Origin of the sequence: Sutcliffiella rhizosphaerae, assembly GCF_917563925.1 — a bacterium.
GTDB classification, from domain to species: domain Bacteria; phylum Bacillota; class Bacilli; order Bacillales; family Bacillaceae_I; genus Sutcliffiella_A; species Sutcliffiella_A rhizosphaerae.
Genome location: NZ_CAKJTJ010000027.1, coordinates 1 through 23,039 on the forward strand (window position 1 = coordinate 1; position 23,039 = coordinate 23,039).

At 31.0% G+C, this 23,039-nt stretch carries 22 protein-coding genes; 11 read left to right on the forward strand and 11 right to left on the reverse strand.

Going from position 1 to position 23,039, the window contains the following annotated elements; translation table 11 throughout:
- A partial coding sequence (locus LRP81_RS17760; RefSeq protein ID WP_230503613.1) for a transposase occupies positions 1 to 850 on the reverse strand: 850 nt, incomplete at its 3' end.
- 131 nt (positions 851 to 981) lie between these two features.
- On the opposite strand from LRP81_RS17760, the gene LRP81_RS17765 reads away from it, so the two are divergent.
- Positions 982 to 1,344 carry a hypothetical protein gene (locus tag LRP81_RS17765; protein WP_230503615.1) on the forward strand — a complete coding sequence of 121 codons (363 nt, stop codon included), beginning with the start codon at positions 982 to 984 and terminating at the stop codon, positions 1,342 to 1,344.
- Between the two features lie 477 nt (positions 1,345 to 1,821).
- Here the strand turns inward: LRP81_RS17765 and LRP81_RS17770 are convergent, their stop codons facing one another.
- Complete coding sequence (locus tag LRP81_RS17770; protein ID WP_230503617.1) at positions 1,822 to 3,045, reverse strand: ABC transporter substrate-binding protein; 1,224 nt, start codon at positions 3,043 to 3,045, stop codon at positions 1,822 to 1,824.
- 114 nt (positions 3,046 to 3,159) lie between these two features.
- Here LRP81_RS17770 and LRP81_RS17775 point away from each other — a divergent pair, with 114 nt between their 5' ends.
- The 4 genes from LRP81_RS17775 (at position 3,160) to LRP81_RS17790 (ending at position 6,410) form a co-directional block, all read left to right on the forward strand.
- Entirely contained in the window at positions 3,160 to 3,771 is a 612-nt protein-coding gene (locus LRP81_RS17775; protein ID WP_230503619.1) for a winged helix-turn-helix domain-containing protein, read from the forward strand.
- A gap of 63 nt (positions 3,772 to 3,834) precedes the next feature.
- On the forward strand, positions 3,835 to 4,224 hold the full coding sequence (locus tag LRP81_RS17780) for a hypothetical protein (protein ID WP_230503621.1): 390 nt from the start codon (positions 3,835 to 3,837) through the stop codon (positions 4,222 to 4,224).
- 985 nt (positions 4,225 to 5,209) lie between these two features.
- Positions 5,210 to 5,998 (forward strand): ParA family protein, encoded by a 789-nt coding sequence (locus LRP81_RS17785; RefSeq protein ID WP_230503623.1) that lies wholly within the window; start codon positions 5,210 to 5,212, stop codon positions 5,996 to 5,998.
- Positions 5,976 to 6,410, forward strand: a complete 435-nt coding sequence (locus tag LRP81_RS17790) for a hypothetical protein (protein WP_230503625.1) — start codon at positions 5,976 to 5,978, stop codon at positions 6,408 to 6,410. The genes LRP81_RS17785 and LRP81_RS17790 overlap by 23 nt, the downstream gene beginning before the upstream one ends.
- 1,596 nt (positions 6,411 to 8,006) lie before the next feature.
- Here LRP81_RS17790 and lepB read toward each other — a convergent pair.
- Together lepB and LRP81_RS17800 are read right to left on the reverse strand one after the other, a co-directional pair.
- A complete protein-coding gene (gene lepB / locus LRP81_RS17795; protein ID WP_230503627.1) occupies positions 8,007 to 8,555 on the reverse strand; it encodes a signal peptidase I in 549 nt (182 codons plus the stop codon).
- Positions 8,556 to 8,931: 376 nt separating this feature from the next.
- Positions 8,932 to 9,111 carry a hypothetical protein gene (locus tag LRP81_RS17800; RefSeq protein ID WP_230503629.1) on the reverse strand — a complete coding sequence of 60 codons (180 nt, stop codon included), beginning with the start codon at positions 9,109 to 9,111 and terminating at the stop codon, positions 8,932 to 8,934.
- Between the two features lie 206 nt (positions 9,112 to 9,317).
- On the opposite strand from LRP81_RS17800, the gene LRP81_RS17805 reads away from it, so the two are divergent.
- Together LRP81_RS17805 and LRP81_RS17810 are read left to right on the forward strand one after the other, a co-directional pair.
- Positions 9,318 to 10,883: a hypothetical protein gene (locus LRP81_RS17805; protein WP_230503631.1), complete on the forward strand. Its 1,566-nt coding sequence runs from the start codon at positions 9,318 to 9,320 to the stop codon at positions 10,881 to 10,883.
- 241 nt (positions 10,884 to 11,124) lie between these two features.
- Positions 11,125 to 11,286, forward strand: a complete 162-nt coding sequence (locus LRP81_RS17810; protein ID WP_230503633.1) for an aspartyl-phosphate phosphatase Spo0E family protein — start codon at positions 11,125 to 11,127, stop codon at positions 11,284 to 11,286.
- Positions 11,287 to 11,337: 51 nt separating this feature from the next.
- On the opposite strand, the gene LRP81_RS23255 is transcribed toward LRP81_RS17810, so the two are convergent.
- The 3 genes from LRP81_RS23255 to LRP81_RS17820 all read right to left on the reverse strand — a co-directional run bounded on the left by LRP81_RS23255 (position 11,338) and on the right by LRP81_RS17820 (position 12,891).
- On the reverse strand, positions 11,338 to 11,469 hold the full coding sequence (locus LRP81_RS23255) for a hypothetical protein (RefSeq protein ID WP_263458264.1): 132 nt from the start codon (positions 11,467 to 11,469) through the stop codon (positions 11,338 to 11,340).
- Between the two features lie 232 nt (positions 11,470 to 11,701).
- On the reverse strand, positions 11,702 to 11,992 hold the full coding sequence (locus tag LRP81_RS17815; protein ID WP_230503634.1) for a hypothetical protein: 291 nt from the start codon (positions 11,990 to 11,992) through the stop codon (positions 11,702 to 11,704).
- A 374-nt stretch (positions 11,993 to 12,366) separates the two neighbouring features.
- Entirely contained in the window at positions 12,367 to 12,891 is a 525-nt protein-coding gene (locus LRP81_RS17820; protein ID WP_230503636.1) for a hypothetical protein, read from the reverse strand.
- Positions 12,892 to 13,116: 225 nt separating this feature from the next.
- Here LRP81_RS17820 and LRP81_RS17825 point away from each other — a divergent pair, with 225 nt between their 5' ends.
- The 3 genes from LRP81_RS17825 to LRP81_RS17835 all read left to right on the forward strand — a co-directional run bounded on the left by LRP81_RS17825 (position 13,117) and on the right by LRP81_RS17835 (position 16,918).
- Complete coding sequence (locus LRP81_RS17825) at positions 13,117 to 13,404, forward strand: hypothetical protein (protein ID WP_230503638.1); 288 nt, start codon at positions 13,117 to 13,119, stop codon at positions 13,402 to 13,404.
- A gap of 117 nt (positions 13,405 to 13,521) precedes the next feature.
- Positions 13,522 to 14,421, forward strand: a complete 900-nt coding sequence (locus tag LRP81_RS17830) for an ABC transporter ATP-binding protein (protein WP_230503640.1) — start codon at positions 13,522 to 13,524, stop codon at positions 14,419 to 14,421.
- Positions 14,396 to 16,918, forward strand: coding sequence for an ABC transporter permease (locus LRP81_RS17835; protein ID WP_230503642.1), 2,523 nt, complete (start codon positions 14,396 to 14,398; stop codon positions 16,916 to 16,918). Before LRP81_RS17830 ends, LRP81_RS17835 begins: the two co-directional genes overlap by 26 nt.
- Before the next feature lie 126 nt (positions 16,919 to 17,044).
- Here LRP81_RS17835 and LRP81_RS17840 read toward each other — a convergent pair whose 3' ends face one another.
- The 4 genes from LRP81_RS17840 to LRP81_RS17855 all read right to left on the reverse strand — a co-directional run bounded on the left by LRP81_RS17840 (position 17,045) and on the right by LRP81_RS17855 (position 18,672).
- Positions 17,045 to 17,440: a type II toxin-antitoxin system death-on-curing family toxin gene (locus LRP81_RS17840; protein WP_263458265.1), complete on the reverse strand. Its 396-nt coding sequence runs from the start codon at positions 17,438 to 17,440 to the stop codon at positions 17,045 to 17,047.
- Between the two features lie 4 nt (positions 17,441 to 17,444).
- Complete coding sequence (locus tag LRP81_RS17845) at positions 17,445 to 17,717, reverse strand: AbrB/MazE/SpoVT family DNA-binding domain-containing protein (RefSeq protein WP_230503646.1); 273 nt, start codon at positions 17,715 to 17,717, stop codon at positions 17,445 to 17,447.
- Between the two features lie 202 nt (positions 17,718 to 17,919).
- A complete protein-coding gene (radC, locus tag LRP81_RS17850) occupies positions 17,920 to 18,363 on the reverse strand; it encodes a RadC family protein (protein WP_230503648.1) in 444 nt (147 codons plus the stop codon).
- A gap of 129 nt (positions 18,364 to 18,492) precedes the next feature.
- The gene (locus LRP81_RS17855; RefSeq protein WP_230503650.1) at positions 18,493 to 18,672 is read right to left on the reverse strand and encodes a hypothetical protein; all 180 of its coding nucleotides are present in this window, start codon (positions 18,670 to 18,672) and stop codon (positions 18,493 to 18,495) included.
- A gap of 361 nt (positions 18,673 to 19,033) precedes the next feature.
- Between LRP81_RS17855 and LRP81_RS17860 the strand changes: the two genes are divergently transcribed.
- Positions 19,034 to 22,588, forward strand: coding sequence for an SIR2 family protein (locus tag LRP81_RS17860; RefSeq protein WP_230503652.1), 3,555 nt, complete (start codon positions 19,034 to 19,036; stop codon positions 22,586 to 22,588).
- Positions 22,589 to 23,039: the final 451 nt, after the last annotated feature.

Here is a 23,039-nt window from a genome sequence, read left to right on the forward strand (position 1 = left end):
AGAGTATTTTTGCTCGAAAACGCTGAAAGCTTCTAAAACCAAAAGCGTTCCGTTTCATAACTTTCGTTAAGTTGTTAATCCCCTCTAAAAAGCCGTTGGAATAGTTATAGCTAAAGCTATTAAATATCTCTATCTGCCAGTTTTTTAGTGTCTGGACAGCCTTTGCGAATTCGGCCACAATGACCGGCTTTCCAAGCGCCTGCTGAACAGTCGCCTTAAAGGAGTGGCTCATGTCCATGACCACTACTTCCACCTTGGCACCGAACTTTCGAAGATAATGCTTAATGGTATTTTTATAGCGGTTTGGAAGAATATCAATTGGTTCTTTCGTTATTCCATTGGCGATGATGAGCTGGTACTTTCCCTCTCTCGTGTCCCCTTTATACTCCTCAATTGCGATGACTTTCGGCAGCTCTTTTGCTTCTTCATTTACCGTACTCTCCGCCAATTGGTCAAACCTTCTGACTACCGTGGACGAAGAAGCCCCATACACTTCCGCCGTTTCTTTAAAGGTTTTCCCTTTAATACTGCGGATTTTAATTGCCTGATTTAATTCCACGGATAGACGCTGATACCGTTTCACAAGAGGGGGTTTCTCGGCGAACTTTTTTCCACACTCGCAGACATAACGGCGCTTTCTGTAGAAAAGCAGCGTCTGCCTTTCGAATATTTTTAAATGCTTGATTTTCTGTACTCGATAGTCATGAATTTTTTCTGTGGGTGACTTACATAATGGGCAAAGATGGGGTTTTACAGGCATTTCTACATGTATAGTGAGCTTTTCCTCCACTTCCTCCAATTTCATCACGTTCACTTCTTCAAATCCTGGGAGCTTTATGTTAGAATTCATTATGCACGTATCTCCAATCTATACTTGTTTCTCGACAATTCAAGTATATTAGACTGGGTGATTACGTGCATTTTTTATGTCTTCCAATTGTGTAGGAACCCCAACATTTATTATAGAACCCTAAAATAAAAATGTTAATATTAGCTGGGGCAGTTGCAACAAGCATTGCAGTTCCCACATCAGCTTCCGCTGATACTCCTTATAATACTGTTCTTGATCCAGGTCAAACGAAGGAAATTGCTCGGGAAGCTATTTGGGGAAATGCAAAGCTACAAGGTACTCAAAATCCTATATATTCAGGTGGTGGTAATGGGGTGTCTTATATTATTGAAGATACTTCAGGCAATCAACATACAGTGAGAACTTGTTATTGCAACCGTGTTGAATTCGACTTTAATCTAAATTCTCTTGGAAAAACATTTGTTGTAAAAGCGAAGAATTTATACAAAGGAACAAGAGTTGCTGTTAGAATAATAGGAACTTTCATTGATTAATTTGTCAGTAATCAAGTACCTATTTGATGCTGACAATAAATAGGTTAGTGTTCTTATTCGACATAAACTTTTTATTTGAAATAACCTAACATAAAAAACGTAAATTTTAGCAATAGCATAGAAGAAAAAAGACGAAGACTGGTAACATTAACATAATTACCAATTTAGTAGGCAAATCTTATTTCTTTAAATATGCCGTTCCATAGTCGTTGAATGGTTAAGGGCATCCAAGACGCTTAGTTTTTGATTAATTTTTCACTTACAATGTGTACGATACAAAAATATTATTCTAAAGAAAAATCTGAACTAATTCATTATTCTATTACAGTATGTTGAATTAGTTCGGATTTTTTCTAACCATATATATATATATATGGTTCTGACTTACCCTAGGTATGCAGAACCTTATAATATATAGCCTAAAAGATATTGTTTTCTTCTATCCTTTTAAAATGAATATTAATAATGATTTCCCTTTTAATTTATGCTTTCTTCATATTCAATAAGTAAATCATTTAAGTTTCCATCCCCACTAAGATAACGATCAAAAATTTTAGCTCCTACAGCTTCAATTTCTCTAACTCTTTCTCCCTCAAAAGGAGGAATACTCGATAGAGCACCAGGTTGCATATATGCAGCTGAAAGGTCAACATCATATTTTTCCATAAATATAGACTTTATTTCGTTATCCCAATAACTTGGAAACATTTCAGAATTTACCAAAGAAACGGCAAATTCCTTTCCATGAATATATTCTAAAAATTTAACAGCGTTATCATTTTTGCTATATGATGATAGAATAAACATAGTATCTGTATAAGCACTTCCACCTTTATTCTCTTCAAACACAGGTGTTTCCACTATTCCCCATTTAGATATATCAACATCACTTGAATAATACTTAAGAATTTCTGTATCAATTAATTGACCAATAGGGAAAATAGACATAGCTACTTCTCCTTTGATAAACTCTTCAGTCGTTACTTTCTCATTTTCTTTATAAATATCTGCAAATATTTTCCAAAACTTTCTATTAACTTCGTTATTTACGACTGCTTTTCCACCAATATTTTCAATCCTATCTATCGGATCAGCTAAACCTTGGATCATATAAAAATAATCACTGTTTGTTGTGGCATAACCTAACGTCAAACCTTTATATTCTGAGGTATTGTTTATTTTATTTGCTATAGTTAAAAGCTCTTCCCATTTTAAACTATCTTGGGGTTGTTCCATATTTAACTCTTCGAAAATATCTTTATTGTATACTAATACATTATTTTGAAACATAGGCGTAAGACCATAAATATTATCATTTCCTGCTTTTTTTATAGGTGTCATTACAGCGGGAGCTATGTTGTTTAATATGCTTTCATCTAAAAGTCCATTAAGTTGTTTAATATTCCCTTCATCAACAATTCCCTGCAGGTAGTAATTAGGAAATCCATAAACAATATCAACGTCCTTATTCTCTTTAATATAATTGTTAATAACATCATCTAAATTATGCCAATGTTGATCTACTTCATCAATACTTGAGAGTATAGAACGAATTTCAACATCTTGATTATATTCATTCATATAAATAGAGTTTTCAAAATCCTCTGGAAAAATTGTAGCAATTACTACAGGTTTTGTTTCTGGTGTGCAAGCCGTAAGTAGAAGAAAAAGTATTACTAAAAAACTGTATTTTTTTAACATAAAACTACACTTCACTTTCAATATTTTTTAGAGTATGATTAAGGAACGATTTGTATATTTTTACATTAAAGTAAGTTTTTGAGTTAATACAAATACATATATAAGGGGTAAAAAATGAGTCAATATATTTCTGTACTTACCACTAATACAAATTTGTTTAAATTACTGGAAACCTTCTACTCCAAATTAAATTTAAAATTAATATTTGAAATAGAAAGTTCTTTAGAGGATAAAGATTGTTTACTATTGCTCTGGGATTACACCTGTTTTAAAGATCTTTTTAATATTTCACACTGTAATAGTAAACCAGTAATACTACTTAATAACTCTGATAACATTATTACAACCTGTACAAGTTTAATAAATTTACATGCTGTGTTTAATAATTATCCAACTGTCAATAGGGATTTTTATAGATTAAATAATAATGTTGTTTTTTCTATAGAGAAACATTGCATAATAGCTGGAAATACAACTTATATGCTTACTAATTTAGAATTCAGATTATTATACTATCTATTAAAACTAGAAAATAAATTTGTTAGTACCGAAACGTTATTAGAAAAGTTAGATTTATTTTCACCTTCTTCTTTATATGTATGCATAAAAAAATTAAGAGAAAAAATAGAAATAAATGTTCAAACACCTACATTACTAATTTATCATAAAAACAAAGGATACTGCCTAAAAATTGACAATATTAACAAAAATTTAGTTTACTCTTAATTGTTTTCTATTTCTCCTGTGCTATTAGTGTATTACTCTAGTAATATAAGGAGGTGGAAAAAATTGAAAAAACAAACTAAAATAAAATCCCTACTCATTGCTATTGCATTAATATTAGGTTTCTCTAGTTTTCCAGCTGGAGCTTCAGCAGATACTGCATATAACACAACTCTTAACCCTGGAGAACAAAAACAACTTGCACGAGAATATATTATTGGTGGTGGTTCTGTAGTTGGAAACCAACAAAATGTTTTCTCTGGAGGTAACCGCGGAGTACAGTATGTTATCCAAGACGGTAGTGGAAACAACATAAAAGTGGAAAACCATTACAATGTTACTGTTAATATTACTTTTGATGCTGGATTGCTTGGAAAGTTTATTTCACTTATAGCAAGAAACCTTAATAGAGGTTCAAGTGACGCAGTGAAAGTAACTGGAACACTTAAAGATTAATACTAAGACGAGACTAGACAAAGCCTAGTCTAAAATAAATAAAAAGGTTCATATTATCATTTACGATAATAAGGACCTTTTTTTATATTTATATACAAATTCAAACCCCTTAATAGCGTTAGTATTTCTTTATTACCCGTACCATTTTCCTTACCAACTTGAGGTGAAAAACAAATTCCTATTAAGTAAACTCATCTGTCTAAGATATGCTTTATACCTTCCTATAGCCCCCTTATTTTTCTTTAGTACAAGTAAAAGGAAAAAGATATGACATAATTTCCACACTGTGAATAATTATTAAAAACCTTCAATTAGTCCAAGAAATGATTATTATATAAATTTGGGCAAAAAACCTAAACCTTTTTTTAAGTAATCTCGTTCTAAGTTTAAAGGAAAAGTATTCTTTGTACTAAATTATAGTTAGGGAAAGGAGAAAACATGCACTTACCCTTAAATGAAATTGAACTTCGAAAGCTAGAAAAAGAACTAGCGGTAATATTAAAGAAAAACACTTCTACGAAATTAAGTGTTTTGAAAATTGAGGATTCCAAAAACTTTGCCAAAACACTATTTAAATATCTCAAATAAAAGGGGGCCTATAAATTTATATTTATCTGTATTTTACATAATGGACAGGTAAGTGATTCAGGGAGTTATGGTCTTTGGAACTAATCCTAGGGCATTTTTGACATAGCTCCCTCATTTCATGCTGAAATGTTTTTTTATTTTAAGGATATTGTAATAGCTATCAAGCTACAGATCCTAAACACAAACTTTGGTAAAATAAATATTAAAAATGCTAGTAATATTACTATTAACAATAATTACACTATTTCTAGTAATATAAGTGATAGTATTAATTATAGAAATAAAATTAATACTAATACAATTATTATTAACTTCTTTCATATTATTGATGAATCCCCTCCATAAACGTGCTATCATTTAATTAACTTACGCTAGATAATTGATAGGAGGAGAATATATGACAGCCAAAATAGTTACATTTGGAATTTCAAAAGGCGGTTGTTCTAAATCAACTTCAAGTGGGATTACCGCACATATTCTTAGTAAAACTGACAAGGTATTAGCAATTGATCTTGATGGACAAGGAAACCTTACAAGCTTTTTAACTGGTGAATACGATATCTGTAATGCATTTCAAAACAAAACCATTTTAGAAGGAATTATAGAAGGTGATGTACGCCCGTACATAATTAACATCAAACACAATCTTAGTCTAGTACCATCAAATGATTTTTTAGCGACACTATCCAGGCATTTTTACCAGAAGAAAATGGATTATCAAGCATTGGAAAAAGCCTTGGAACCTGTGATGGAAGACTATGATTGGATTATTATAGATACGCCACCAGCTTTAGGTGAACAAACAGTTTTACCACTTTGCGCTAAATCACCTGCCGGAAGTTATGCAGTCATAATGTTTGATGGTTCTATGTTTGCATATTTCGCCATTCAAAAGTTTTTAGATATTATTGAAGCTTCACAGGAAAGGCATAATCCTGAACTAGAAGTGGCCGGAATCCTTTTCAGTTTGATAGATTCACGAGCCAAAGAAAATGAACCTATGAAAGAGTCCGTTGATGAGGAATATCCCAACATGGCCTTTAAATCTATTATTAAAAGAAGAGCTTCTACTAGAAGGCTAGCTCTAGAAGGTTTTGAGAATAACAGTGAATTAGACAATGCACTTGAATTTTACGTACCTTTTGTAGAGGAGTTGAAACTTCGTGTCCAAAAACAACAAAATTAAAGATAAGATTAATTCTAAAAAAAATAATTCAGCAGCTCATGTTTTTATGAATGATTATGATTTTGAAGATAGCAATAACGATAGTAAAGATGCTAGCAAAAATAATAACGAAAACAACGTAAATTCTAATGATGACAATGCTAGCAAACATGGTGCCGAAACTAATGACCATGAGACTGATAACCATACTATTAATGGTACTATCGCAAATCTTCTGAGTGAAGATTCAGACGAACCTCTAAAAGCGTATGTTGGGTTTTATTTGGATGAAGATGTACATGATGTCCTAAATGATCTAGCTAAACGCAAAAAGAAAGCTAGTAAAAAGAAAACAAAAGGATATAAATCTAAAATTCTGAATGATATTTTAAGAAGCATTTTTGAGGATAACGGTCTATTAGAAAAGAAATAAATTGACTATTAAAGTTACATTACTGAAATTTTTACCTCCCTAATATTTTAAAGGAGGTTTTTTTTGCTAGTTTTTGATTTATTTTCACTTTAATTTCAATGGTTCTATTTCTTATTCCCTTTGGCAGACTTTTATTTTGTATATGTAGTGAAGTTTTCGATATAGATATGCTAGGAGTAAAATTAACAAATATACTATCAATAATAATAGTACTGGTAGCATCGCTAATAATATTTTGGTATTCTTCTACATGAAAAATCTCGTCATCCTATAATAATTTCATGGTGGTTTTGCCCCAAACGATTTAGTAAAGTCAGAATAAGAAAGTAACCCTTTTTAAATTTATATAGTGTAGATGCGTTGCAACTCAGTGTTCAATAATAGCAATATTAATATAAAATCAGTTCTAAAAGAACAACTAAGTAATATCAATATAAATAACAATATTAATAGTCATATTGCTAGTAAAAATATTATTAATTAAAACAATACTCACATTAGTAGACATAACACTGAAACTAATGACCATAGCACTGATAACTGCACTATCAATGATGCAATAGCAAATACTCTGAGCGAATATTAAGACTGACTTTAACAAATTTTGCTGGGGCTGCTCTTAAATGATCTAGTTAAGCGCACAACTAAATAGCTTTTTTTTTCACTTATATTTAGTGTAGATGAGTTGATACTTAGTGTTAAAAAACAGCAACAAAAATATATAAAATCAGTTATAAAAAATAAGAATAGTAGCTCATGTTTTATGAATGATTATGATTTATAAAATAATAATAACAATAGTAAAATTGATAGCAAAACTAATATTAAAAATAACATTATTTCTAATGATAAAAATACTAATAAATACATTTATTAAAATACTAATCATAATAATAATAACATTACTATTAATGGTACCAACAAGTCTTCTCAATAGAGATCTGAACGAACAGTTAAAAACGTATGTTGGATTTTATTTGGGTAAAGATGTCCATGAGGTCCTGAATGATTTAGCCAAGCGCAAAAAGAAAACAAAAGAGTATATATACAAAATTTCAAATACTAATTCGTCGATTACCATGAAAAAGACAATGATTTAACAACACTTAAATGAAAATATACTATTACTAACATTACTAACAATACTAACAATAATGATAGTAATGTTAGTAGTATTAACTTTGTTATTAAAAATAATGTAAATAATTATAACGAAATCGTCAATAATTATATTAAATACTATTAAGTATATACAAATGAAGATGAGTTTCATCTCATTTGCAGATTAAGAAATTCCTCATTAAGCCTCTATAATTAAATCCTCATATAATATGGACACACATGTATTTATTAAAGTACAAATAAATAATAGACACTTTTGCTAGCAAACTTGTTAATAATGTTAACTTGAACTTCACTTCCTCAGACAACAGAAAACTATTTACTTCAAATACGACACATAACGTTACTAAAAGCCCACAAATCAAATTAGCAAAAAGAGACCACAAATTCACTGCAATTTGTTGGTCTCTTTTTCTTACATTTTACTGTGACAGGTATCAGATCCTGTTATACAATATCAAGTTTGTTTTATATTCATTTATTGTTAACTATCAGTAATCTTTCAAATGGCCAATATACAATTTGTGCTTTTCCTACTATTTCGTCTATAGGTATTACTCCTATATGTCGGCTGTCGTTACTAAATTTCCTATTATCCCCCAGAACAAAAACATGTCCTTTGGGTACCTCAAGATACCCACCTGGAGTTTCTTCTAATTGAAACGTACCCGTTATAAAATCTAGGGATTCTTTTTTTAGTTCTTCTAAGTATGGTTCTTCAAAAAATTCACCGTTAATATAAAGTTTATCATTTTTATATTCAATTCTGTCTCCTGGCAATCCTATTATACGTTTTATGAAATCTTTTCTCTGTGAAGCATGAAATACTACGATATCGAAACGATCATACTCTCCTATTCGTAATTTATTTACTATCATTCTGTCTTCATCTAACAAAGTTGGTACCATGGATTCTCCGTCTACTACAATAGGTGAAAAAAGAAAAAACCGAACTAACACAACTAATATGCCACCAATAATTAATGCTTTAATCAACTCATAAGTTTCATTTTTATTTTTCATTTTAGTAGTCATCATAATCCAATTATATACTTTTTTAAAAATTTTTACATAGAGAAAAACTTCTTTTATTCTATTTTTAAAAATCTATAATTTACAATTATTTGTATTTTATTGCTATATCATTTCTATCAAACTATGTCTTGTTATTTATGAACTGATATTCTTTCTTCATCAAGCAAAGCTCCTAATGTAATACATACACTTTTAAGATCAATAAATTCTTATTGAAGTTGTTTGTAACAAATGCAACTATAAAGAAAAGGACGTGTTAACAACTACACTTATTTAATGTATAAATTACAAAAAATATATTAATTCAGCATTATTTATTTATGGTGTTTATATTTTTGATTGCTCACAGATAAAAAACGATACTCTAATCATTTAAATTGTTGCACGACAAGCTTTGATTCATCTCATCTAGATAATCCACTAATTTTTTTAACCCTTTAGCAGCATGCTCTTTCGTATAAAGTTCGTCATGAATTAAGTAATCTACGATATATAAAACTTTTAGTTTCAATTCTACAATAGTATATTTGTCAGATACATTCATTTAAGATGGCTCCCTAGGTTATTATTTCCCTAGTTTGCCCTATATCCCAACAAATATGAAGGTAATGTCCTGTATTGTTAGCATTTAATAATTTTAATGATGTGCTCTCATTAAAGAACACTTCTGGTCAAATATGATCATTTTTACCAAAAGAGTGATCACCTTTGTTATAATGCTAGTATGATTAATAGATGGGAAGTGAAAAAGTGATTACCAAACAAATTCCCGAAACCCTAATACTATCTGATACCCTTTTGAGAAAAGTTATTTTTGAACAATGCCAACCAATCTTTCATTCTTCTGAAGAATTACAACATGCATGGCAACATGAAAATGATCAGTCTTATCAACGTATATATTCCTTTTTTATAGAAGAACTCTACCCTGGAAAACCTATAACTTTACGAATGATTCGTGAAGCCTTACAACAATACCGAGACACCATTATTGCTGTTGGAGATGGGTCGTATTACCAACTTTACGAAGAACATAGCGAGGGACAAGTAGAGGTTAATGAGACTGTTTCAGATGATGATTATATTTATACAAGTTCTTCTAGTCAGTACCATTTACTTCGTGACATGGTAACAAAGAATAAGAACTACGAAAAAATGGAGAATGGTACCTATCGGAGTCCCATACAGGACCGTCAAGGCAATGTACATGGTTTAGTGGAGTTCAAACCATCAGAATTGATGCAGCAGGAAAGTTATTCAGAAAAACAAGCATTGTGGTATGAATTGATAGGATCTGCTATAAATTCGCTAGATGAACTTACAGCTGATCTTTTTGATCTTATTACCTATCAATGGATTGTCTCTCCGAAAACAGAAGATGGATATATAACATTCCATAGTGACGATGCACTCGCCTTAAAAAAACAGGTTACTAATGAGCCATTTCGTAATCGTGATCGCTTCTCTATTATGCAGCGTATTGGTGCCCTCACAAGCCTATGGGTCTTAACGGGGACAGAAAGCATTCAAATATATGATGAAACTTCATTAAAAGAAGAAAAGTTGGATATTGAAAACTTACATAAGATGTTTGATATAGGCAAAGTAAGCATCGCCCGCGATAGTGCAACCCAAAAAGTATTAGGTATTTATGAGTTAGAAATAAAGCCTTCCAAAATTTTATTACCATTTTTAGACGGCCGGAAGGGGACCTTAGGCTATTTAGATAAGCAAATCTTTAAATATAACCACCATGCTCAACGGGAAATGAAACGTTTGATGCGTTATTTAAGTTTTCAATGGAAAATTCAAACGATTAACCGAAACTATCAATCTTTCAAAGTAAATACCTTACTAGGTGAAATGCAAATTTCTCCTCGTTATAAAGGAAGAAACTTAAAAGAACGTTTTGAAGAAATTTTAAACGCTCTACAAGCTGATAATGTTTTTGATTATTGGGAATATGCTTCTTCATTTGACGAGCCTTCAAAAGGAGAAAAGAAATGGTATGTATCCTTTTGGAGAAATCTAAACATTAACATCGTTCCACTTGATACAGTTAAGAAAAGGAATCAAAAGAAAATCGTTTACCAGCAAACTTCATTATTCCTAGACGATGACACTAAAAACTCTCTTACTGTAGAACTTACTCCAAGTACATTAGAGCAAACAATCAAACAACGTGGTCTAACAATTAAAGCTGCTGCAACGGAAATTGGAGTATCATATGTAACATTACGGAGATATCTTAAAGGTACATCGCAGAAAATGACCGGAGTAAATCAGAAGAAAGTAAATATATGGGTTAAAAGATAAACTTGTCCACATTAATTTGTGGGCTTTTTTGTGTCAATTGATATTACGAAATGAAAGCATTATTTTCTTTAATTTATAATCTATTCTTTCATGACTGTCTACTTTGTTTCTAACATAATTAGTCACTATTAAATATTAATTTTGTCAATTGTATGGTTATTTTGTCGAATCCATTCCCTTTTGTGTAATTTTATTACAAAATATGTTATATAATCCCTTTATATTTCCTCAGGAGACTAATATGACTATTATCATTCAAAATGAATTACTTCTCGCTATTGAAAACCGAAGAAAAGAATTAATTGAACTGGGTTTGATTAAAGGACTACAAGATCCTCACATAATCAAATTAAGTGAAGAATTAGATCATTTAATTATCAAATACCAAAAGCTTTTCTTCTAAATCTAAAATTAAACTTCGAGTTTATTTTGGCTCCATTTCATCCAGCATTTTTTAGATATATGAAATGTCCTCTATCCAACTTTCAGGAGAATGCAAGTGCTCCCACTCTTCTCCTACTTTCAATCCCAAGTCCACCACTTTTGATTTTAAATGGACAATTTGTCCTTTTGTTGCTAGATCCATTTTCTTCACCTCAATAGTAGTATTTGCTTTTGAGGGAAAAATAACTCTCTATACTTCCTTTTCTAAAGGATTTGCTAAGGACTTATATGGTAAATATCTACTGTACTCTTTTCTTTCTTCATTTTCACTTCTAAACTCTTTAAAAGTTTCTTATCTACTCGTTTTGGTGTTAGCCTATACGACGATCTTTTAGGATACCTTCAAGCACCTTCATTCGACCCGTATAATGAAATTATTTAGCCTTTGCAAAGCTCAAAGATTCCGAATCTATTAATATATCACCATTAGCCTTTTGCAAGGTTCTCAAAAGATTATAAGCTTTCGTCCGTTCTTCTCTCACTAGTTGAAGTAGTACCAACAAATCATATGTATGGAATAATAATAGTTCATCAAACGGCCATTCACATTGTTCTAGGTAAACCGACTCTTTCATTTTTGGACGCTTTTTCTTTAGTGGAGCAACACAAAATTCGCAGTGAATTGCTGATTCTTTATTTTCAGTTCCACAATAAAAACAAATCACATACTCACCTCCAAAGATGATCGTTGCCTGAAAGGCAACTGTTGTGCACCTTTAAGACGCTATGTTACTAAGACGTACATATTCATGATTGGAAACAGAAGCTTCTTTTTCTAGCAAAACAAAGTTTAGAGCTAGTTTGTAACTGCTTTTGGTTCTAATGTTTAGATTTTTGGCTCGTGGGGTGCGGCCAAAGGCAAATGGATTAGGAACTTACGGAATGTAGGAGAAGAATGAGCCGTATATACCGTAGTTAACGAATCATTTAGTAGCACAGCGACACGTACAGAATGACAAAAAGCCTCGTTTGCTTTTTGATCAGTCTGTAGTGCTGCCGTCCTCAAAAAAGAATCGATAATCTTTTTTTTCTTACCCCTTTAAGATTTTGTTGTCCACCTCTTCTCCCGAAGCTCTGGTTCGCTCATTTTCGCAATATTTTCGAAGGTGTTCAACGACCAATACTTTTTTCCTCCAATTATTAAATCAGGTACTTGAACTTTCCCACGATCATAATAAAGATTTAATTTTTGACGATCATATCGTAGACCTTGCTTACTCAAATAATCAGCAAATTGACTCAAACTGTAATAGTCAGAACCATCTTTGACTAAAGAATAAGATGACTTTTTTATTAAATACGTATCTTCTCGAAAGTATTCTGTAATCAATTCCAGCGCTAATTCTAACCAATCATTATCTAAATGATGATAGAGTGAAGCAATATCAAAGCTTTCTTTGCCTGGTGCTTCAAAGAAACAAGCCAACCTTTGAAATGTCGCTTGCACTTCATCTAACTGATTAAGGGATTCTTCGTCTAACATTGAATTCCCATAATCCTTTAACTTATCTTTTAAAGCAGGCAACAAAATATTAGTTAGTAGTAGTGATATCTTCGCTGGCACTCCAATAGATGTTTATTTAACCATAAATTTATACAAAAACGTCTCATGTTACTCCATAACAGGAACATATTTCTACTTCACAATTAGACGTAATTTGACATTCTTTTAGGAATATTTTGTTAATAATATTGAAATGTTTAATTACTTTTTTTATAATATTAAATGTAAGATACTGGTTGCAACCTTCTTACATATTTCATTAAAAAACTACATATGGGGGAAAAAATGAATAAAATTAAAATATTAATGTCTTGCATTGCAATAATTACACTTACACTTGGCTTCTCTCCGCAAATTTCTAAGGCAGAAACGGCAGTAGTTACAATGGATTCTAGATTAGTAAATAAAATCCCTAGAGATTTTTCAAATTATCCTCCAGCAAGAATTTACTATCAAAGTGGGGGTTATGGTGGCTATATCGATTTACAGACTGCTGAAAAAATAACAAATGGTTATCGAGGATACTATGGTGGAGAAATATATCCAATATGTGTTGGTGGAGCTTGTCCATAAACAATTCCAAACCAATTCCTAGAGTTAAATAATCTTATATGGATAATTAATAGAACAGAGTAAAAAGAACATGCTCCTAGCATGTTCTTTTATCATTTAAATGAATAGGAGAATAATATGATTTTACAAGTGAAAGACATCTATAAAGCTTATGTAAGAGAACCTGTACTAAAAGACATAAACTTTGAGATTACTAAGCCAGGAATATTTGCGCTTGTAGGTCCAAACGGTTCAGGAAAATCTACTCTTTTAAATATTATTTCAAATTTAATTAGGCCAGATACTGGATCAGTGACCATCCTAGGAAAACCCAATAGTAATTCAGAAATTTTTAAAGAAATGTCATTTATGCAAGACAACACTGTACTATACGACTATTTGACAGGATACGACCATCTACAGTTTATTGCAGAATTACAGTCTATTTCTAAAGAACAGATTCTCCACACCTCTCAAACTATTGGCAATGCTGAATATTTACATAAAAAAGTAAAACATTATTCCCTTGGTATGAAACAGCACCTGCTTTTGGCAATGGCTATTATTAATAAGCCGAAATTATTAATATTAGATGAACCATTAAATGGACTAGATCCAACTAGCGCTATTAGGGTTCGAGAATTATTGCTTAGGTTGGTGAATGAAGGGACAACTATTCTATTATCATCCCATAATTTAGGTGAAATTGATCAAGTAACATCTAATATTTTTTTCTTGAAAAAAGGAACATTAATTAAAGAAGAAATAAGCAATTATCAAAGTATTTTTTATACCCTCACCGTGGATGATGTAGAAAAAGCATCACGTATCCTGTTAGATAATAATCTGGAATTAAAAGTAATTGGAAACCAGGTTATATTTCAACTCAACAACAATACAACCTTGAAATTTGTAGTAAAAAAACTGGCATTAAATGAAATTGAAATTCATGATATAGAAAAAAAATTAATGGGAGCAGAAGATCGATATAGAGAAATTTTCTCCACAAAGGATGACCAAGATGAAAACGATGCTTAAATTTGAGTGGAAAAAAACTTGGAAAAGTAAAAAACTTCTAACCTTATCCTTGTTGGCACTTTTTTCGGTTTCATTTATGTATTTCTATCATTATAGTATGCAAAAAGAGGCATTATCGGATAAGAGTAATATTTACTCCGATTATAATAACGAAACGTTTGCTTTATTAACGTATTATATGGAAACTTTAAATCATGAAGACTCTCCTCCAGATACACCTGAACTATACAAAAATGCGAACCAAATGAACCTAAGTATCATGGAAGTCCAGCGAGCCATCAGCAAAGGTGACCTAGACAGTTTACCCAAACTAGAACTTGAATTTATACAAAGAGTGGAAAGTCATTTGGAACTGGGGGGAGAATTTAATATTCTTGCTGAGGAAGATCTCAAACGATGGAAAACTAAAAATGAACTATTAATTCAGCATGAATTGCCATATGATACAGAGGAATATCCCATTTCAACTGGCCCTTTTATGAAATCTATGCTAGCACTTTTCTTAGGCATTACTGGTAGCATAATATTTGTGCTTTTTTTCAGCGATAATCTAAATGCTGAGTATGAGCAACAAACCATTAGGACATTGGTTACACAACCAACAAAAAAGTGGAACATATTATTGAGCAAATACACGATTTTGATAATTTATGCTTGGATATGGGCGGTTTTTTTACTTATTTTCTCCCTATTAATCCCGTCAATCTTTCAAAGAGAAATTGGAAATTTTCAGTACCCGCAGCTTGTAGTAGGCAATGCAGGGCACGAGTTTGTTGATACTTCTACATTCATCTTGCAAATATTATTTCTTTTTGTGGGTACCGCATCCTTTGTTATAAGCTTACTTTTGCTAATTAGCACAATATGTAAAAAACGCTTTCTAACTATAATCTTCTTTTTAGTTTTATTCGTTGGGGGAAGTCTGTTAACTACTAACATTCCATGGTTAACTGTAAGCTGGAACCCGTTTTTGTATATTAATATTTCAAATTATCTGGAAACAACAGAAAACAACAACTTATTATTTCCGAATTTCATTTTAATGACCTATTCCTTTATTGGGTTTTTATTCTCACTATTTTTTATGAAAAAAACTGCCCTTTTTAATTTCGAATCCCTTCAACAAAAACCGTTTCGAGGTGGCAACGTATACAGTAAGATAAAGTCTATAAATGCAATACTTCTTTTCGAGCTAAGAAAAGTTTTAAGAAAAGGACCATTAAAACAATTAGTAATTATTCTTTTAATTGCTTTTATTGGAGCTTATGTGTACTTAGCTAATGAAACGAATCAACGTCAAGAATATTTTTGGGATTACTGGGATAGAATGGTAAATTTTCACAAAGAACAAATCATTCCTCTTACAGAGGCTCAGATACTCTCAAAAGAAAAGGAAATTGAAGATTTAGAAGTTGAAAATTCAAAAGAAGCAGAAGATCAACTTAAACTAGAGGCTGCCAAGAATCATCTAGAGCAATTGAATCAAAGTCTATTCAGTCAAACTAATGATTTAAAGAGTCTTGAGGAAATGATAACCTCCTATGAACAGGAGGATTGGTCTGCAGTTTATCATTATTGGATCTATCAAAATCAATTATGGAAAGGGGATATTGATACCGAAGGATCCTATGAGTCTTTCATTTCTAATTTCACATTTGAGGCAAGTATTGAAGAGAAAAAATGGTTAGATCGATATAATATTGCACCATTACAAAATCCAGAGATACTTTACACGATACATGAAAAGAAGTTAGATAAAAGCAAATCTATGAAAATTGATAGTACAGGACTTTTTTCATTGTTTTTATTCTATGATTTGAACATATATTTAGGTTTATTTGCTATCATTCTTTACCTAGTAGCATCCATTTTTTCTTCCGAACATGGCAAGAGTAGGACCATTGACTTTTTAAGAACTCAACCACTATACCCATCAACACTATTAACTGGAAAAATCATGGTATCAAGCATGATTTCTGGAATGATCTTTTTAGCCTGCTCCATGTTAATAATACTCCTAGGTACAATAAGTAATCGGTTTGGGGATTGGTTTTATCCTGTTATTCATTATGATACACCTCAACAATCAGGGGCTGCTGGATACAATGGTTTCATTATGGAACAAGGTGCATTTCACTTCATTACAATGGGAGAATACTTGGTTTACGCTGGATTATTGGGATTTTGCTCTTTATTCTTTTATCTATCAATTGCCGTTGGATTGGCGGTATTTATTAAAAATGAGATACTGATTCTAGCGCTAACAATCTTTATTTCGATAGTGGGCTATACACTTATATCAAACGAAATGTTAGTGGGAATTTCCCATTGGCTTCCTTTTTCGTATTTGGAAATTGGAAAAGTTATTAATGGGGCGCAAGGGCTTGCCTTGGAAAACGCTATGATACATCCACTTACAGGAATAGTGGTTTTAATCATCAGTTCTGTTCTCATATTTGCAGGGACTTTTATATGTCAAAAGATTTATTCCCGTTAATTCTGTAAACTCCACTACTTTTAAACCTAAAAATAAAGACCTAGTATTATTTTATAATCTTAAAAATTAACCCTGTCCTAGAATAACGGTTCAAAAAAGGTGTGCCAAACATGGCACACCTTTTTTTCAATTTCTTTTAGTAGAGTATTCATAGATGCTTTCAGCGATCTCGCTTATTGCCGGTTTTTTCTTTACCACCGTTACCGTAAATTCTTCAGCCATCTCTTCACTCATGGTTAGTTGGTAACCATTTACCCATAAGAACTGTTTCATTGCTGCAAACCCTGTACGTTTATTAGCATTATGGAAACTGTGATTTTGAGCAATTCCAGCAAGTAAAGCAGCTGCTTTTGTCCAAAGATCAGGATAAGCATCCTCTCCAAAAGCACTTGCTTTTGGGCGATTTAAAGCACTGTCGAATAAGGGATAGTCTTTGATTCCCATTTGTTCTCCTGGGGAATATCGTTTAATCATAAAACTATTAAGGAATAGCAATTCCTTTTCCGTTAAATATCTTATCATCAGCCTACCTGTTCACTAAATTTCTTAATGTATTGTCATAATTATCAACGAGATCTTTCATACCTTCTAAAAACTCTTGATCAATATCCATATCTTCTAATACATCAAGTTGAAGTGGTTGATATTTTTTCAACGTAATAGAACCATCATCGTTCAATGTAAATTTCAATTCATCGCCTTGCTTTGCTTTTGCGTGTTCTAACGCTTCTTGTGGAAGGGTGATTCCTAAGCTATTCCCTACCTTGGTCACTTTTCTTTCCAACGCTTTCACCGCCATTTCGTTATCCTCCTTTTAGCTTTAACTATTATGACGAATATTATAACAAATAAACCGTTATGATTTTTATTTCTGTTATAACTTATTGTATATATTATAACATTATATCCTTTTTTGTACATCTAAACAGAAGAAAAAGCTTTTCTTCCGAAAGCCCTTTTTGTTATCTTCAAATAAAAAAGGAGGATTACTCCCCCTTTCTTTAGATGTATCCTTTTTCTTTTAAACTACAATAGTCGGCTGATTCATTGACAATTAGATGGTCCAGTACCTCAATCCCTAATATCTTTCCGCACTCTACCAGCCTCTTTGTTACATCGATGTCTTCTCTGGACGGTGTAACATCTTGGCTTGGATGCTGGTGTGAAATGATAATGGATGCGCTATTATTCAATATAGCACTTTTAAATACTTCTCGTGGCATTACGATGCTAGCATTGAGCCCTCCAACATGGCACCGATGCACTGCAACTACTCGATTCTTAGTGTTGAGACACATGACAAAAAACACTTCACGATCCTCATTCCAAATAAAGCTTGCAGCTACTTTTGCTCCATCTTCTGGTGATCGAATGATAAACGCTTCATCTGTTTTAACCTCTTTGATAATTTGCTTAATGGATACCACTTCATAAACTGTTTTCATTTTCCTTCTCCCCTTTCTTTGTTCAAAAACACCTGAACAATTCGCGCGAACAGGAGGAAGGGTTCGCTTACGAGGTAGCGAACTTGCCAGAGAAGGCTAGGCAATGCCCCAGCTCTTTGGGCTTTGTCGTTATAAATCGAGTGAAGCCCAATGACTTAGGGCCAGTAAGGAAGTGGTTGCTACTTCCTTACTGGCCCTTAGCCTACTTGGCTTTGCCGATTTATTTGCCTGAACGCCCGCCCTTCCTGCTGTTACAAGCGAGCTTGTTACAATGAGGAGAACGAAGGAAGAAGCAGACACCACACCCATTGGCAGCAAGGGTTCGATGCCCGCAGCCGTCAATTGAAAGCAAACCTTTCGGATCTTATGAAAGGAAAGCAAACTGTAGGAGGCAACGCCGTATACAGTCGGGTTGACGGGGGTTCAATGCCTTCGACAACCCGTCCATATGCTTAAAGAAGAAATCCCACGGCTTTGGAAAACTCGATGTTGTCTGGGGAGTCCCTGATAATTCAGATGGTGTGTTAAAGGTTTATTTCATAACTTTTGAGATTAGTATACAGTTTATAGAACCCTTAAAAATCAAAGCATCTGATTAAATTTGTTATTTTTGTGTTTTCTTACAAAAAAATAGTATAAAATTGTCAGAGTAAAATAAAATAGTAAATTGATGGTGATTAATGTGAAAATTCATTCAAAAATTAAACAAGCGTTAGAAACTAATAGACTCATATTCTTCGTAGGTTCTGGTTTTTCTAAAGAATTGGGTTTTTCTGACTGGAAAGAACTACTTAGTTCAATCTTAAGTGATCTAAGTACTGATTATGATTTCTGTAAGCTATTAAAAGAGAACTTAGACACAGAAATGATGGATACTTTAGAAGTATTAAAAAAGCTTGAAAAAAAAGAGCTTAAACCGACAATACTAAACAAATTAGAAACTTATTTTACAGTTAGTAGTGATAAAAGAGAATATTTAGAGAACAATTCTACTAAGTACAAAAAAATAACAGATATAACAAAAAAAATAATTACAACGAATTATGATGAAATAATAGAAATTGCAAATGGTGATATACAGAAATTCACTTATGATAATAAGTACAAAGTAGCTAAACTACATGAATTGGATAATTTTATCTATAAGTTACATGGTTGTATAGAAGACCCTACAAAATGTGTATTATTTGCAGAAGAATATGATTTATTATACACTTCAAATTCTCCTGCAATTGAAGAATTGAAAAAACTAATTGCTGATAATACGGTGATTTTCTTAGGGTTTAGTTTAAAAGATGAATTTGTAAAGAAACAGTTTGATTATATTTACTCTATTTATAAGGGACTTAAAGGCAATCACTTTATAGTCTCAACAGATAATCATATGGAAAAAATTGAGGGGATTGAAAAAATTCAGCTTGATAGTTGGGACAAAATAGAAGAATTTTTAGAGTCCTTATACGAAATAAAATTAGCTCATGATGCAGTAAGTGTTACTTCAATACCAGTAGAAAAGGATTTGGAGAAAAAAGAATTTTTTAAACCTAGATTTAATGTATTATTTGCAGAACCTTTTAATAGTAAGAATAACTATAATAAGAATAAAATAATAAAAGCTTTTAATAATTACGATATTGATTTAACAATTGACGTTTTAAGTATAAATAAATTAAATAATATAGAGAATTTCGATTATCTATTCCTATTTACAGAAGCTTTTAATAATAAAATTTTAGTAGAAGATGACTACCTAAATTCTACATTTATAACACTAAATAGATTTGAAGAAGAAATCTTTGCAGATAATCTCAAGGGGGTTTTTATATTCTCTAAAAAACTCTATACAGGAGATGAAGAAGTCTCACTTACTTATTCATATATCATAAATAAATTTAATGAACAAAATTTTAATTCAATGATATTTCAGATTCTAAGAAAGAACAAAATTAATGAAAATGAAACAATTATAATTAACGAAGATAAGTTAATTATTCCACAAATTAATAGAGGTAAATGTACCGTTTATGAAAAACATAGTTATATCTCTAGTGAAATTGATTCAAAAAACCTCTTAAATTTTGTAGGAAGACTAAGTGATCTTGAAACAATAACTAGAAAAATTCAAGATTTAGATGGTCGTTTACTTTCAATTAAAGCTTCAGGTGGAATAGGAAAGACGACTATAGTGAAGAAAATAGCATTTGAATTATCCAGAAGAAATTACTTTAAAGATGGGATTATTTTTATTGATTGTGAATTCATTTCAGATATAAAGGCATTTCAAAATAAAATTTCACATAGCTTTGAAATTGATCATACTAATAATCTAGTAGATTATTTATCAATTAATAATGGCAAAAGAGATTTACTCTTAATTCTAGATAATTTCGAGTCATTGTTATACTTATCAGATATAGAACATACCTATTCAATTAAAAAGCTCGTTACTTTTCTTTGTGATTTTTGCTCAATCGTAGTAACTACTAGAGAACTTTTAGGGTTAGAGTTTGAAGAATTCTATGATTTAAGACCACTAACTACAGATGAAGCAGAAAAGCTTTTTTTCAAAAATTTCAAATCAGAAGTTAATGATGTTGAGAGAAAAATTTTAAGAGAATCAGTACTTGAAAACCTGTTAAATAATAACCCTCTAGCAATAAAAATTGTCACAAGTAATATTCCAAACGGAAAAAAAATGAAAGACCTTAAAAAGGATTTAGAAATAGATTTTTTTAAAGCTACAAATTTATATTATGAAGATATTTTTGATGAAAAAAAGGATTTAAATATTGAAAGGTCTAAATCTATATTTAATTCTATTAATTATTCATACAGTTTATTACCTCATAGAGAGAAACTAATTTTTGAACTACTTTCATTATTTCCAGACGGCATAGAGATAAATAATTTTAAAAACTTCTTTGAAAGCAATGATTATAAGAGAGATTTAAGTAAATTTACTGATAAGGATATAAAATCTTTAGAGAATAAATCACTAATTGAAAATTCTAATAGTCTCATTAAACTCCAGTCCATTGTTGGTAGATTTGCTAGATATAAATTTCAAAATAGAAGCAAGGAAGAACAAGAATCTTACTATAGTAGAGCATTTGAATTAAATGCCTTTATTTTAAAGGTATTAAAATATAAAACCAAAACTACTAGCAATTTTTATAAGTTTTTTGATAAGTATGTTAACAATTTTATAGAAGCTGTGAAATTCATTCCTAATATAAATATTCAAAATAAATATAAGATTTTAGAATATATTGCATATATAGCTGAGCCCCTTCACCTTTTTGAGAACAAGCGTATTACCCCTTTGCTAGAAGATTTAAAGCCCTTATTGACTGATATTGAAAATGGGTGCTTATTAATTGATATTTATATATTAAATATAAAATATTTCCACGGTGAATTTGAAGAAGCCATTATTAGTCTTGAAAAGATTTTACCCTTAGAATCGATTTTTGAACTTCTTGAAAAAGGCAGTACTCATAATGAAAATGTTACAAACAAGAAAATAATTAGTTTAACATTAAATTTATATAGTTTTAAGAATGAATTAAAGGTATTAGATTTAGCTATAAAATCTAAATTCCCGTTAGAAAGATCACAATTACAAACAATTTTCTTCAAATTAGGTTTAGATAATTACTTGGATAATATTGCAGAAGAAAGCGAATTTTTCCATTTTGAGATTCAGAATAGAAAAGGAAAATTAGAAATAGATAAGTTGCAGAATTTTATAGATCAATTATTTTCTAAGGAATTTATTGAATTAGTACAAACAAATTATATAAAAGCAAAGCAAATTCCGATTACTAAGAAAGAGGTATTTAAATTAGTATCCATTAATCCTTATACAGACGGTCTAAAAAATATTATGTTAGCTTTTATTGAAGATGATTTCGATTCTGCAAATAACTATTACCTTACTGCGTTAAGCAATTTAAAACATATTAATTATTACTATTTAGAAGCCGTGCTATATTACGTAAAGTTCTTAGAAAAACATGGACATCCAGAGTACGAAAAATGGTTACAATTAGGATATAATCAAACGAAAAACTGTGGTTATCAATATTTATTTAATCAGTTTATTTTATTATCTAAAGAATACTCTAAGGAAAATGTTAAATCTATTGAAAGAGAAATAATTGATTATTATTTAAAAGAAATAATGATAACAAAAACTGAAAAGCCTATGGTACTTCTTGAATAATAATTAGTTTATAAAGTTCACTCGTAAGTGTTATTGGTTAGTAATAAGTTATTACTTTTATAAATATGGTTACTTATTATTTACTCATTATACTAACTTGTACTTTAAATGAACATTTGTGTAAAATCTTGCAAACGGAATAAGCTGCTGAATCTGTAAAGCCTATAAATTAATATAAATACAATAATCCCAAAGCCGAGATTTCTTAACAGATCTCTGGGCTTTTTAAGGTTTTTTTAAATATTGAATTTATAAGCGATCTATATTACTAAGAAAATCCCGACTACCAAAGGGGGAAAAAAGGACCTAAACTCATACTTCCCATGAAAAGAAACTGACCGACTCCATTATCACTAAGCATTTCAATACACCTCCAACAAAAAAACACACCAAAACATTAAAGGAGTATTTTATTCTGATAATAAAAATTTAGTAATAAAAGTTTGACTTT